Source organism: Bacillus sp. GM2, assembly GCF_056155945.1.
The window spans coordinates 2,368,308-2,381,724 of the sequence record NZ_JBRKSZ010000007.1 but is presented as its reverse complement, the minus strand read 5'-3'; the positions used below and the strand labels follow the sequence as shown (position 1 = coordinate 2,381,724).

12 protein-coding genes and 1 pseudogene are annotated in these 13,417 nt (G+C 48.9%); 5 read left to right on the top strand and 8 right to left on the bottom strand.

What is annotated here, in order from left to right; all coding sequences use genetic code 11:
- Window positions 1-104 precede the first annotated feature (104 nt).
- The 3 genes from ACVC9U_RS13155 to ACVC9U_RS13145 form a co-directional block, all read right to left on the bottom strand.
- Complete coding sequence (locus tag ACVC9U_RS13155) at window positions 105-1,484, bottom strand: ammonium transporter (protein ID WP_075754918.1); 1,380 nt, start codon at window positions 1,482-1,484, stop codon at window positions 105-107.
- A gap of 56 nt (window positions 1,485-1,540) precedes the next feature.
- Window positions 1,541-1,882, bottom strand: coding sequence for a P-II family nitrogen regulator (locus ACVC9U_RS13150; protein WP_075754920.1), 342 nt, complete (start codon window positions 1,880-1,882; stop codon window positions 1,541-1,543).
- A gap of 202 nt (window positions 1,883-2,084) precedes the next feature.
- Window positions 2,085-3,425: an MATE family efflux transporter gene (locus tag ACVC9U_RS13145; protein WP_145651407.1), complete on the bottom strand. Its 1,341-nt coding sequence runs from the start codon at window positions 3,423-3,425 to the stop codon at window positions 2,085-2,087.
- Between the two features lie 121 nt (window positions 3,426-3,546).
- Here ACVC9U_RS13145 and ACVC9U_RS13140 point away from each other — a divergent pair, with 121 nt between their 5' ends.
- The 4 genes from ACVC9U_RS13140 (at window position 3,547) to iolX (ending at window position 7,291) form a co-directional block, all read left to right on the top strand.
- Window positions 3,547-4,410, top strand: a complete 864-nt coding sequence (locus ACVC9U_RS13140) for a helix-turn-helix transcriptional regulator (RefSeq protein ID WP_075754922.1) — start codon at window positions 3,547-3,549, stop codon at window positions 4,408-4,410.
- Window positions 4,411-4,438: 28 nt separating this feature from the next.
- Window positions 4,439-4,996, top strand: coding sequence for a GNAT family N-acetyltransferase (locus ACVC9U_RS13135; protein ID WP_020450889.1), 558 nt, complete (start codon window positions 4,439-4,441; stop codon window positions 4,994-4,996).
- A gap of 56 nt (window positions 4,997-5,052) precedes the next feature.
- The gene (locus tag ACVC9U_RS13130) at window positions 5,053-6,096 is read left to right on the top strand and encodes a LacI family DNA-binding transcriptional regulator (RefSeq protein ID WP_075754924.1); all 1,044 of its coding nucleotides are present in this window, start codon (window positions 5,053-5,055) and stop codon (window positions 6,094-6,096) included.
- 166 nt (window positions 6,097-6,262) lie between these two features.
- Window positions 6,263-7,291 carry a scyllo-inositol 2-dehydrogenase gene (iolX, locus tag ACVC9U_RS13125; RefSeq protein ID WP_075754926.1) on the top strand — a complete coding sequence of 343 codons (1,029 nt, stop codon included), beginning with the start codon at window positions 6,263-6,265 and terminating at the stop codon, window positions 7,289-7,291.
- Window positions 7,292-7,426: 135 nt separating this feature from the next.
- Here the strand turns inward: iolX and ACVC9U_RS13120 are convergent, their stop codons facing one another.
- The 5 genes and pseudogenes from ACVC9U_RS13120 to ACVC9U_RS13100 form a co-directional block, all read right to left on the bottom strand.
- A complete protein-coding gene (locus ACVC9U_RS13120) occupies window positions 7,427-8,515 on the bottom strand; it encodes a Ger(x)C family spore germination protein (RefSeq protein ID WP_075754928.1) in 1,089 nt (362 codons plus the stop codon).
- On the bottom strand, window positions 8,512-9,048 hold the full coding sequence (locus tag ACVC9U_RS13115) for a GerAB/ArcD/ProY family transporter (protein WP_237562656.1): 537 nt from the start codon (window positions 9,046-9,048) through the stop codon (window positions 8,512-8,514). Before ACVC9U_RS13115 ends, ACVC9U_RS13120 begins: the two co-directional genes overlap by 4 nt.
- Window positions 9,049-9,092: 44 nt before the next feature.
- On the bottom strand, window positions 9,093-9,623 hold the full coding sequence (locus ACVC9U_RS13110; protein ID WP_237562657.1) for a hypothetical protein: 531 nt from the start codon (window positions 9,621-9,623) through the stop codon (window positions 9,093-9,095).
- 6 nt (window positions 9,624-9,629) lie between these two features.
- Window positions 9,630-11,098 (bottom strand): annotated as a pseudogene (locus ACVC9U_RS13105) (spore germination protein).
- 103 nt (window positions 11,099-11,201) lie between these two features.
- Window positions 11,202-11,807 (bottom strand): LysE/ArgO family amino acid transporter, encoded by a 606-nt coding sequence (locus ACVC9U_RS13100; protein WP_075754930.1) that lies wholly within the window; start codon window positions 11,805-11,807, stop codon window positions 11,202-11,204.
- A gap of 98 nt (window positions 11,808-11,905) precedes the next feature.
- On the opposite strand from ACVC9U_RS13100, the gene ACVC9U_RS13095 reads away from it, so the two are divergent.
- The gene (locus ACVC9U_RS13095; protein ID WP_441391223.1) at window positions 11,906-13,378 is read left to right on the top strand and encodes an aminotransferase-like domain-containing protein; all 1,473 of its coding nucleotides are present in this window, start codon (window positions 11,906-11,908) and stop codon (window positions 13,376-13,378) included.
- The last annotated feature ends 39 nt before the right edge of the window (window positions 13,379-13,417 follow it).

Genomic DNA, 13,417 nt, shown 5'->3' with positions numbered 1-13,417 from the left:
GATATGAGGGTTTGTCGACACGCTGAAAACAAAAAGAAACGGCTGCGTTTTTTAAACACCGCCGCTGATTTCAATGATCGGCCGGCGAGCCGGATGGATGAGAGTCAAACCTGTTCTGTTTTGGAAGACGGTCCCGGCTTTAAATTGTTGAGCCGTGAGACAAGATCCGTTCCGAAAGCGGTGCTGACGTCAACATCGCCCTGATCGATGTAGCTTTCTTTATACTCGTACGCCGAAGAACCGTGTTCGGCATAATCGAGTCCGGATATTTCCTCTTCTTTTGATACCCGGATCGGAGTGATAGCTTTCATTACCGCAGTGACAGCCGATGTGGCAGCGAGGGTCCAGGCTGCGATCGCCAAAATGCCGACGGCTTGAACGCCGAGCTGTGCGGCTCCTCCTCCGTAAAAGAGACCGCTCGATGTATTGAAAAGCCCGACTGCAAGCGTCCCCCAAACACCGCAAATACCGTGAACGGCAATGGCGCCGACGGGATCGTCAAGCTTCAGCACCTGATCGATAAACTGAACGCCGACAACTAAAATGACACCGGCGATGAATCCGATTAAAATCGAGCCTGTAAATGAAACGCCGTCCGCGCCCGCGGTAATTCCGACAAGGCCGCCAAGCGCGCCGTTCAGCGTCAGGGAAGGGTCGATCCTGCCGTAGCGGAAATAAGTGAACAGCGCCGAGCTGACGACTCCGCCCGATGCCGCTAAAAGGGTTGTGGTGATGACGTGCGGGACGGCGGCGGGATCAGCTGCAAGCGTGCTTCCGCCGTTGAACCCAAACCAGCCGAACCACAGGATAAAGACGCCGAGAGCGCCCAGCGGAATGCTGTGCCCTGGAATGGCGTTGACCTTGCCGTTTGTATATTTTCCGATCCGCGGCCCGAGAAACATGACAGCCGCAACTGCGCCCGCAGCGCCTGTCAAGTGAACGATTGAAGATCCGGCAAAATCGACAAATCCGAGGTCGTACAGCCAGCCTTCCCCCCAAGTCCAATGGCCGACAACCGGATAGATGAGACCGGTCATAAACAGCGTCAAGATCATGTAGCTGCCAAGCTTCATCCGTTCAGCGACAGCGCCGGAAATAATGGTGGCGCACGTAGCGGCAAACACGGCCTGAAAGACGAAAAATCCGACATCCTGATCACCCGCTAAAGCAAAACCGCTTGTGCCGATGAACCCGCCGGCGCTGTCTCCGAACATGAATGCGTATCCGGCGAAGAAATAAAGGATGGAGCCGATAGAGACCGTCAGGAAGTTTTTCATTAAAATGTTTAACGTGTTTTTAGCTCTCGTAAAGCCTGATTCAACCATCGCGAAACCGGCGTGCATAAAAAAGACGAGCAGAGTGCCGATGGCTACCCATGTCATGTTGACCGAGTCATTGACCGATTGCGCCGTCGGTTCGGCGGCCAGAGCTGATGCTGTGAAGAAAAAACTGAGGAGCAGGACGGCAGATACCTTGGTTTTCATAAGAATCACCCTTTCTTAAAGTATCGGCTAAAAGAGGCGGGATGGAGCCGGTCGTTTTACACAATCGCTTCCTTTCCGGATTCCCCTGTCCGGATTCGAATCGCATTTTCAATCGGGAGCACAAAGATTTTTCCGTCGCCTACCGTATTTGTCGAACATGTGCTTTCGATGATTTGGATAATTTCATCAACGCTCTCCGATTCAATCACCATTTCGACTTTCACTTTAGGCAGCAGCCTGATTTCGTAGGAGGTGCCGCGAAACAAAGCCTGTTTCCCGCGCTGCTGCCCGCAGCCGGCAACCTCTGAGACCGTTAATCCGTTTATGCCAACCTCTTCAAGCTTTTTGCGGAGGCGGGGAAACTGTTCAGGGCGTATAATCGTTTCGATTTTTTTCACAATGTATATCCTCCTTTTGGTGTAAGGTTTTATTACGTGTATTGTTATGTTTATTATCATACGTAATATCAAATTGAAAATCAATACGAATTTTCAAAAAAATTAATCTATTAGACCTATTCTTTGAAAGGCTTGTGTTCATAGAATGAAATTCTTGTGATGTTTTTTAACATGAAAAAACCTGCTTTCAGTTGAAAGCAGGTTATGCCGCAAAGCCTTTTTGTAGCCACATTTTAGATCTCCATCTTCTGTACATCAAAATTCCCCTGACCCACTCGTCGGCGATGAAGGAAAACCATATTCCAGCCAGGCCGAATCCGAGCTGAATACCGAAAATATAAGCGATCGGAAGGCCGATTCCCCACATTGAGACAATTGCCATATAAACCGGATATTTCGCGTCTCCAGCAGCTCTGAGAGAATTAATGATGACCACATTAAACGAGCGGCCCGGCTCCAGGATAATCGTCAAAAGGATCAGTATACTGGCCGTTGCGATAATATCGGGATTGCTGCTGAAAATGCCGATCAGCTGTTTGGAAAACACAGCGAAGAGAACGGAAGTAAATGTTGTAATGGCCAGAGCCCACCAGAGGCTCTTCAGGCAGCGGCTGTATGCTTCATCAAATTGTTTCGCGCCGATATGGCGTCCGATTAAGATTTGCGTTCCCTGGCTGATCGCTGTGCCGAAAAGCATGATGAACATCATCAAATTTTGGGTATAGACCTTTGTCGTCAGCGCCTGCGCGCCCATCAGCGTGATAAAATAGGTGACAATCATCTGTGACGCGTTATACGAAAGCTGCTCCCCTGCTGAAGGAATCCCGATTTTCAGCAGTTTTTTCAGATGACTTTTCTTTAAGACAAACAGCCGTTTGGACAACAGCGGCATGCCGACGCGCTTTTTGACGAGCAGAGCGATCGCCAAAAGGCCGATGATGCGCGCGATTGAAGTGGACATTGCTACGCCGGCCACGCCTAAAACCGGAAAGCCGAACGGTCCGAATATGACAAGATAGTTGCCGGCGATGTTCAGGATATTCATGCCGATGGTTACAACCATTGTGTCCTTTGTATGCCCGTAGCTTTTCAAAATGGCGCTGAACGTCATAATGAGCGCTTGAATAAAGGACAGTCCGCCGACGATCTGGAGAAAGATGCCCGCCTCGGTAAGCAGGTTGGCGGACAGGCCCATCATCAACAAAAGCGGTTTGGCAAATATATAAATCACCGCACTGATGAATAGACTGATGATAAAATTGGCGCTGATGGAAACATAGCCGACTTCCATCGCTTCGGCTTTTTGCCGCGCCCCTAAAAATTGAGAAATAATAACGGTTGTTCCTGTTGCGATAAAACCGAACATCACAATGATCAAGTTCAGCATTTGGTTGCTGACGCCGACGGCTGCCACGCTGTCGTCGGAATATTGGCTGAGCATCAGGGTATCTGCGTTGCCCATTAACATATATAATGAAACCTCGATAAATATAGGCCAGGTCAATGCGAATAAAGAGAGGTTTTGAGGTGCTGTTTTTTTCATGGCGTTTGACCCCTTTCTTTTAAAAAATCCGTTTTATAGTGTAACGCCATTTTCTTATAATAAGAAGAGACGAAACCGATACTTCTTGGAGAAATCCGACTTGATGAAAAGGGGAGAGAACATGGAACATATCATCTTTACAATTCCGCCGCTCCCTGTGTTGATTACCGGCGGAGAAGGGCTGTTCAAAAAAGGGGAAAAGCATGTGAGGCGTGAATATTCCGTGTTTGATCTCTTATATGTAATACAGGGGGAACTATTTTTGACTGAGGACGGCGACCCCCATCAGATCCGGGAAGGGGAATACATCATCCTTGTACCGGGGCTTGAGCATTATGGACACAAAGGCTGTCAAGACGATACCCGCTATTTTTGGCTGCACTTTCAGGAGCCGTCTTATGGCTTCGCACAGCAGGGAGGTGAGAACTGGACCGAGCTCAAGCTGAAGAAGGGGACGTTTGAAACGCCGACATTATATCATTTAAAGATTCCGAGAAAGGGAAAGATCGACCAAAAAGCGTTTATTGAACAGCAGTTTAGGCGTTTGATTGACGATTCCGCCCAAAATTCCGACCTGCCTCTTCGGAAGCAGCTCTTGTTCGAAGAGCTGCTGATTCACCTGCAGAAGGAGGCGTTCCACATTCCTTCGGCGAGTGAGCGTGTGGCATCCGAAGCGCAGCATTACATCGACCGCCACTATAAGGAGAAGCTCAGCATGGAGCAGCTTGCGGCTGCCCTTCACTATCACCAGGACTACATTACCCGCTGCATGCAAAAGGCGTTCGGCATCACACCGGGCCAATACGCCAATAAGGCGAAGGTTTTTGAAGCGAAGCGGCTCCTTTCTTCGACAAACGACAAAATGTCATCGATTGCCGAACAAGTCGGAATCGATGATCCGACTTATTTCTCAAAGCTGTTTAAACAAATAGAAGGGATTTCGCCTGTTGAGTATAGAAAGATGATGAAGAGAAATATTGAGTGATATTTTCAAAGCATAGGAGGAGAAAAGTTTGGCATCCATCAATGGTGAAAAAGTAAAGCTGCGCACGATCACAATGGATGACCTGCCCGGATTATGGAGAATGATTTACGGAACCCGAAACCCTGAATGGAAAAAATGGGATGCCCCTTATTTTCCGCTTCAGCCCGAACCGTTTCAATATTTTCTCGACTCTTTTGTGCCGGCTTTAAAAGAAAAACCGCCGCGCTATTTGGCGATTGAGATCGAAGGAGAGCTGAAAGGAACAGTTTCTTACTATTGGGAGTGCCGGCCGACACGCTGGCTGGAATGCGGGATCGGCATCTATGATCCGCGGTTCTGGAACGGAGGTTACGGCACGGAAGCCGTAGAATTATGGGTCGGCTTCCTATTTGAAAACGTCGATGTGCCGAGAATCGGAATGACGACGTGGTCCGGCAACAGGCGGATGATGAGGTGCGCCGAAAAAGCCGGGTTTAAGATGGAAGGCCGGATTCGCAAAGTCAGATATTATGACGGAGTCTATTATGATTCAATCAGATACGGAATATTGCGGGAGGAGTGGGAGCTGATTTGCGGCGGTAGCTGACACGCTCTATAATGTAATATTAGATATCTTTCATCAGCGGACTAGAGGGGACCAAAATGAAAAAAACCATTTATGATGTAGCGGAAGCGGCAGGCGTTTCGATTTCCACGGTTTCCCGGGTAATCAACAATACCGGGAGAATCAGCAGGTCGACAAGGCAAAGAGTGCATGCCGTCATGAAAGAACTCGATTATCAGCCGAATGTTCACGCTTCTGCGCTTACCGGAAAGCGCACGAACATTATCGGCCTGTTGACGCCCGATATTGCAAACCCTTTTTTCGGAGAGCTTGCCAAAAGCGTTGAAGAGCGGGCGGGCGAACTTGGCTTCAGCATGATGATATGCAGTACCGACCGCGATCCGAAAAAGGAGACAACGTATTTCTCGGTGCTCAAGCAAAAAAGCGTCGACGGCATCATTTTTGCGACTGGCATCGAAAATCAGGAGAGCATGGATGCGCTCGAGGATATTGCAAAAGAGGGCATACCACTCGTGATGATTTCTCAGGATCGCGCCCTTGTTCCGCTGGATGTCGTGGTCATTGACGATTTTATGGGCGGATACTTAGCGACGCGGCATTTAATTTCCCTCGGCCATAAGACAATCGCCTGCATCGCCGGCGACGGATCGACAACCGGAGAAAAAGACAGGCTGAAAGGCTTCCAAAAAGCGATGGATGAAGCCGGCATCAAAGTGGATGAATCGCTCATCGCCGGAACCGGTTTTTCCTTGGAATGCGGCAAAAAAGCAGCCGCTCAGATTTTCGAAAGCAACATTCCGACCGCCGTTTTCGCCATGAATGATGTGCTCGCGTGCGGAGTCATTCAGACTGCAAGGGAATGGGGGCTCCAAGTTCCAACTGATTTATCTGTCATCGGCTTTGATAATACGTTTTTAGCCGAAATGACCGATCCGCCGCTTACGACAGTGTCGCAGCCGATTGAAGAAATGGGCCGCCGTGCGGCCGAGCTGCTGGCCGAAGAAATTAGCGGTAAGAAAAGCTCGAAAAGCAAAATCATTCTCATGCCTGAACTTGTCGTCAGACAGTCGACGGGCCCTCCATTTAAAAAAGAAGCATATGCCGAAAAGAGCGGGTTTTAATAGAAAAACGCTCTTTTTTCGTTTATAAAGAGCAAGCGCTTGACCTGATGAAAACCTAAAAAATATTGCAGATAAAATAAATAAAGGGTAAAATCAGAATTGAAATGAGCAAGCGCTTTCTCTAATTAATAAAGCGCTTTCATGAGATGCAAAGGGGGAGAAGAAAATGACAGAACGAGTGAGATGCGCCGTATTGGGGCTCGGAAGGCTCGGCTATTACCACGCAAAAAACCTCAAAACCGAGGTGCCCGGGGCCCTGCTCGCCGCTGTGGCCGATCCGGCAGAGGGAAGGGCGAGGGAGATTGCCGCTGAACTGGGTGTTGAAAAGTGGTTTGAAGATCCGTTTGAATGTCTCCGCGATCCAGAAATTGATGCCGTCGTCATCGTGACGCCGACATCTACCCATGCCGAAGTGATCAAACAGGCGGCCGAATGCGGCAAACAGATTTTCGTCGAGAAGCCGCTGACATTAAATCTTGAAGAATCGATTGAAGTCATTTCTAAAGTCAAAGAAACGGGCGTGATTTGCCAGGTAGGGTTTATGAGGCGGTTTGATCCTGCTTATGCGGATGCCAAAAGGAGGATCGATGCCGGAGAGATCGGCAAACCGATCTATTATAAAGGGTTCACGCGCGATTTTGGCTCTCCTCCGGCCGAATTCATTAAAAAAAGCGGCGGTATTTTCGTCGATTGTTCGATTCACGATTATGATATCGCGCGTTATTTAATGGGGGCTGAAATTACTGCGGTTTCCGGCCACGGAAAGGTTTTGAAGCACGCGTTCATGCCGGGATGCCATGATGTCGATCAAGCGCTCACCTATATGGAGTTTGATTCGGGGGCGACGGGTGATGCGGAAGCAAGCCGCAATTCGTCTTACGGCCACGATATACGCGCCGAAATTATCGGGACGGACGGCAGCATCTTCATCGGGACGCTGCGGAACCCGGCGGTTACCGTGCGGACCGGACAGGGGAGCAGCTATAATATCATTCCGGATTTCCAGGCGAGGTTCCATGAAGCGTACTGCTTAGAGCTGCAGCACTTTGCCGAGTGTGTTCGCAACAAAACGAAACCGATTGTGACTGAAGTGGATGCGGCAGTCAATCTGGAAATCGCGCTTGCGGCCACAGAATCCTGGTCAACAGGCAAGACCGTCAAGATTCAGTATCAGACGAAACAGCTTACGGTATGAAACGGGCTGTGATAAAGACAAAGTATGCCGGAGATCATCCTGTGGTCAATAGGATCAACAGAAAGAAGGGCGGAAGGAAGTGTTTCTCCGCCCGATGCCGCCTTTCTCTCAGCGTTTTCAATCAACCGCGCGCCCTTATTGCACATTCACATTCGGTCTCAGATTCACCTGATAGTCCACCTCGACATCCATCTTCTCCCAACGATTCAGCCACGCTTTGTCGCTTATCGGCTTTGTAAACGGAAACAGCGCTTCACCGCCGACTTCAAGCGGATCAACCCGAATGTTTTGCATGTCCTTTATCATGTCCGCTGTTTTCTTTTCCAATTCGGATTCCACATCATGGACAAGTGCGCTGAACTCGCTTTGATCCTGCAGGTTTTTGTCGCCTGTGTATTCTTCAAGGCCCGCGTTTATGCTGACTTTCATTGATAAAGCTGTATTGTTTTGATTCAAGTCAAATGTGACGGTTGAGCGGGCTTGGCCGATTACGATTGACAAGCTGGGAATCGTGAGGAACTTCAGATACCTGTTATTGTTGATCAGCTGAAAAATTTGATCGTCTATGCCGGTCAGTGTCTTCACGAATTTGTCGTTTCGGAAAAGTCCTGTTCCTTCATATGTGAACTGGTTACCATCGGTTCTGAAAACAGGTACGTAAGGATCTGAATAGTGGGTGTACAGCTGGTTTTTGAATTGATGCAGGTTGACGATGCTCATTTCACCCTGGTTGGCTCTTTCAAAATGCCTTAACGTCTGATAAAGATAAAAGTCAAAATTCTCGCTTTGCTTCAATTCGCTCAGTATATATTTGTCAAAATCGCCGTTGACGACGATGAGATAAAGGCGGGGGCCGATTTTCGGGTCTGACAGAAGCGTGTTGATAATCGGAAGTATGCCTTTGTCGGCGAGATTTTCTTCGATCATCACCATTCTCAGCTGCCCGTTTTTCAGCTCGTTGTAATAATTTAAATTAAACCGCTTGCCGACTTGTTTGATCATATCGACTTCGGTGCTGAACAGCCGCTTTTTTTCAAGGTCCACCGGAGGGACGGTGGTGCTCATTGAGATCTTTCCTTTTTTTCCTTCTTTGATGTACCAAAAGGTAACCGGTGAGATTTCTTCAATCTCATTGTTTTCAACAAATGGAGAGCAGCCCTCAATCGTCATGAAAATTACAAGTGCGATACAGCAGTTTAATATGAGGCGTTTTCCGCTGATCATTGCATGCGCCCCTTTCGTTTTCCGGCGATGACAAGAATAGCCGGAATCAATGCGTAAGTGACGGCTCCGATGGATACTTCGATCAAAAACCACATATCTTGCTGCTTTCCGGATTGCCAAAACCAGGTGCTTAACACGAGCGAACATCCCATGAGAAATATAAAGCTGAACAGAAATCCTCTTCGCGTCACAGGCTTGGCCATCCTTTTAAACAAAATGCGGAGGCCTCCATAAAAGCAGAGCAAAAAAATCGCGATCACAAACGCAAAATGAAACATATGGGCAGACAGAAGAAACGTATCGATCCGCTCCAAAATCGGCGACTGCAAATAGCGGAGCATGTTTATCACCGGAAAAACGGTTTCCCGCAAATAAGAGGAGCCGTAGAAAAATAATGCACCGATAAACAAAAACAAATATTCGAAGAGTGAAATCGCATTACCGACCGATAAACATTTCAGCACATTAGCTTCCTTGCTGAACCACGGAGCCAGACAAATCAAATACTCGGGACTGGAAAAAGAAGACCACATGACGAGCAGCGCCTTCCAAGAATGTTCAGTCCAGTCAAAAGGAATCAACGGATATAAAAGGAAGCGATCGGGGGTATGTAAAACCTGATAAAAATGAACACGATCCAAAATGATGACATAAAGGCAATGATGACAAAGCGCATCGTATTTTCCATGCCGCGGGAGGCCGCATATCCGCTGATCACCAGAATCAAGATCACAAGCCAGTTGATATTGATGGCGGGAAAGATGAAGTGTCTCACCGTTTCGGCGTAGCTTGTGATCATGATCGCGATCTTTAACGCGAGCTGAATTAAGCCGATCAGGATAAAAAAGCGCAGCTTGCGTTCGCCGAAGAGAGCGGCGAAGCCTTCATAGCCTTTTGCGGCCGCTGGAGAAGACATCCATTTGGACAACAGGTACAAGTTGAACTGTGACAGCATTCCGACAGCGAGCATAACGAACATCATGTAAGGATGAACGAGATACATCGGCAGAACCAAGATGAAAAAAAGGACTTGCATACGATTGGCGATAAGGGTGATGTAAATTCCGCCGAGAGGCCGTGTCTTGTGAAATAATTGAAAAGAACTCAAGCCGTTTCATCTCCTTTTAACGTACCGCCACTTTTGCAGGGGATGCAGATATTCGGGGCGCTTTTTCAGCCAGATCAAAGGACTTCGTATAAAAAGATCGAGCCAATCGCGCCAATATAACGGAGTAATCGGCGCAAAATAAGGCTGCTTGAGAGAAGTGAGCCCGTTCAAATGAACAAACAGCCCAATCATGCCGAAGATCAATCCGAAAAAACCGAGGCAGGCGGAGAACACGAGCATCGTAAAATGAATCAAAGTGTGCCCTTTAGCTACGATGTAGTTGGGCACCAAAAATGACGCGACCGTTGAGATACCGACCAAAACGATCAGTACTTTGCTGACAAAGCCGGCCTGCACCGCCGCTTCTCCAATCACTATCCCCGAGATAACCCCCAATGTTGAACTTGATTTTGTCGGCATCCGCACGCTGGCTTCCTTAATAATTTCAATGAGAGCAGCATAAGGACCGCTTCCCAAAACGGGGTGAACGGCACTTTGCTCCTTGATTCGATCAGCACATAAAGGATCTGGAGCGGAAACATATGATAATGATGAGTCGACAAAGCCACATAAAAAGGAATTAGCAAAATAGACAGAAAAAAACTGGCGTAGCGCAGCATTCTAAAAAAGCTGGCAACCGGCCAGCGCGTCGTATAATCTTCAGCGGAGTGAAAAAGGTGAAAAAACGTGATCGGCGCATGTAATACAAACGGGGTCTGATCGACCAAAATGGCGACTTTGCCAATGCTTAAATTGTATGCGGAAATGTCGGGACGCTCGGTCTGCTGGAACTGCGGGAAAATCGAATGATGATGATCTTCAATCAATTCAGTGAGCTGTGCGGAATCGAAGATCATGTCAAAATCGGTTTCCGCGATTTTTTTTCTGGCTTCCTCAATCAATTCCGGATTGGTTAATCCGGCAATATAAACGATAACAACAGATGTTTTGCTGAGCGAACCGACCGTCAGCCTTTCCGCTTTTAAATTGGTTAAAGGCAGCCTGCGCCGCAGCAAAGAAAGATTGACGTCGAGCTGTTCGGTAAAACTGTCTTTCGGACCGTACATCACCGTTTCGGTTTGAGACGGTTCGATCTGCCGGCCGACCCGATTTTCAAGCGGGATTGCAAACCACTGCTGCCTGTCCGGATCATGGATGATGATCGAACCGGACATCAGCCACTCTTTTGCGCTTTCTAAAGATACGATCGGTTCAACGTGCAAAACAAAGGTTTTTAAACAGCGATATATTGACTCTTCTTCGGCGCTCATGATCAGAGGCCTGATGATCGATTGCTGCAGCATGACCCGATCAATGATGGTATGTAAATAGTAAAATACTGCTTTTTGTCCGCCTTTTGTTTCATGCTCTTCGATCACCGCATCAGCCATACCGGCGGTGGCGTTAAGAAGGGCATCTTTCGTAATGGGAGCGCTTCGCAATCCGGCTCCCTTTCTTTTATATTTTCGAAACATGGACATCCCTCATCAGCGATTGATCAATGCCGGGTTACCGGATGTCCTTATTGTGCTCGCTGCTTCTCAGGTTTATGCGGACAGAAGCCGCGTTCCCACAGGATCAGGTAAACAGCGAGGCGCCGAGGTAGGCGGCAAGCCCCCACATGACAGCCGCCGATCCTTTATTGAACAAGGTCATTACGAACCCTTGCGAATCGAGCTGTTTGAGAAGTCTTCCCGCTGCGGCAAGTCCCAGGAACCATAGCCACGAAACGATCATGCATGCACAGGTGAACAGCCAAAGATCCGCTCCTTCATACGCTAAAGAGTTCGTGCCAATCACGCCGACGATATCGAGCAAGGCGTGCGGATTTAAGAGCGATACGGCCGCAGCAAAAGCGATTTGCTTTTTGGCCGGCATAGCTTCGGACGCGTTTCCTACCGCCGGTTTGCTCCTCCATGTGATCCATCCCATATAAATGAGAAACAGAAATCCTCCGGTCAAAAGGACAAATTTAACTTCGGGAAGGCCGGCGACAGCCGCGGAAATACCTGTGACTGCCAGTATAATCAGGAGAGAATCGCACAACGAGGCGGAGATCACAAGCGGCATGACACGCCAAATGCTCGATGATGCGGCCCCTTGCTGAAAAATCAGGACATTTTGCGCGCCGAGCGGCAAGATCAGTCCAAAAGCGAGAATCATTCCGTGAATAGCTGCGTTCATTACTGCAAAAACCCCTTTCATTCAAAACATCCGTTTTATTGTAGAGCAAGAAGCGGGGAATGTCTCCGGCCATTTGGCTGGTCTAATTGCCCAGCCAAATGCTATCTTTTAAAAAAGGAGCTGAACATGAAGTGCGCAGACAGCTGAACAGACATTCAGACGTTCCGTTATACCAGCAAATCGAACAGATCATAAAAGAGAAGATTTTACAGGGCGAATGGCCGGCCGGGACGAAAATCCCTTCACAACGCAAGCTGGCCTCCATCTTTCAAGTGAATAGAAGCACGGTTACCGCGGCTCTGGACGAGCTGACAGCCCAAGGATTTCTTGAAGGCAACCGGGGCGGAGGCACAAAGGTGGCCAATCAAACATGGTCACAATTGACGGCGGGGCCGCCGCTTGACTGGACGAGTTATGTACGTTCGGGGATTCACCGTCCCAATTCAATGACGGTTCAGGAAATTAACAGGCAGGAGTTTACAGAAGGGATCATCAGGCTCGGCACAGGTGAATTGGCGCCTGAACTGCTGCCCTATCAACAGATGGAAGAGATTCTTCACGGCGCTGCATCTGATAGGCTGATGCTCGGGTATGAAGAACCGAAAGGAAGCCGCTATACAAGAGAGGTGCTGGCGGAGCATCTGGGCCGGAAGGGTGTGCGTGTGTCGGCCGACTCGATTCTGATTGTCTCCGGAGCGCTCCAGGCGCTGCAGCTCATATCGATCAGCCTTTTGAAGCGGAGAGCCGTCGTGTTGACGGAAAAGCCGTCATACCTATACTCGCTGCACGTTTTTCAATCGATGGACATGCGGCTTTGCGGGCTTCCCATGGATGCCGGGGGATTAGACCCGTCCGTCATTCCGGCGGAAAAAAAACGGCATGGCGCCGATTTGCTGTACACGATTCCGTCATTTCACAATCCGACGGGCAAACTGATGTCGGAAAACCGGAAGCGCGAGCTGATTCAAATGAGCAAGCGGCTGTCGCTCCCGGTTATTGAAGATGACGCATACGGCGACTTGCGGCTTGACGGTCCGCCGTCATCGCCGCTGAAGGCCATGGACAGAGAAGGCAGCATTCTTTATGTCAGTACACTATCGAAAACCGTCAGCCCCGGCCTTCGCATCGGCTGGGTCGCAGGCCCGGAGCCCGTCATCGAGAGGCTGGCCGATATTAAAATGCAGACTGACTACGGATCAAGTTCATTGTCGCAATGGGCGGCTGCAAAATGGCTTTCAAGCGGACTTTATGATGAAAATCTCAGCCGGATCAAAGGCGAACTGAGACAAAGGCGGGATGAGGCGCTCCGGTGTCTTGAGACCTATTGCAGAGGAATCGCCCGCTGGGAAAAGCCTTCAGGCGGGTTTTACATTTGGGTCACATTTCTAAAGCCGCTCTCGCTCAGCGTTTTGTTCGAACAAGCATTACAGAAAAACATCCTCATCAATCCCGGCACCCTCTACGATAAAGAAGCCAAATACAGCATCAGATTGTCCTATTCGTACGCCTCTTTGCCAGAGCTTCGCTACGGCATTCAAACGATCGCAGAACTCGCTGGGAAGCTCATGTGAGTTCCGGCTGTACCGGCTGCTGAAACCGACGTTCAGCAG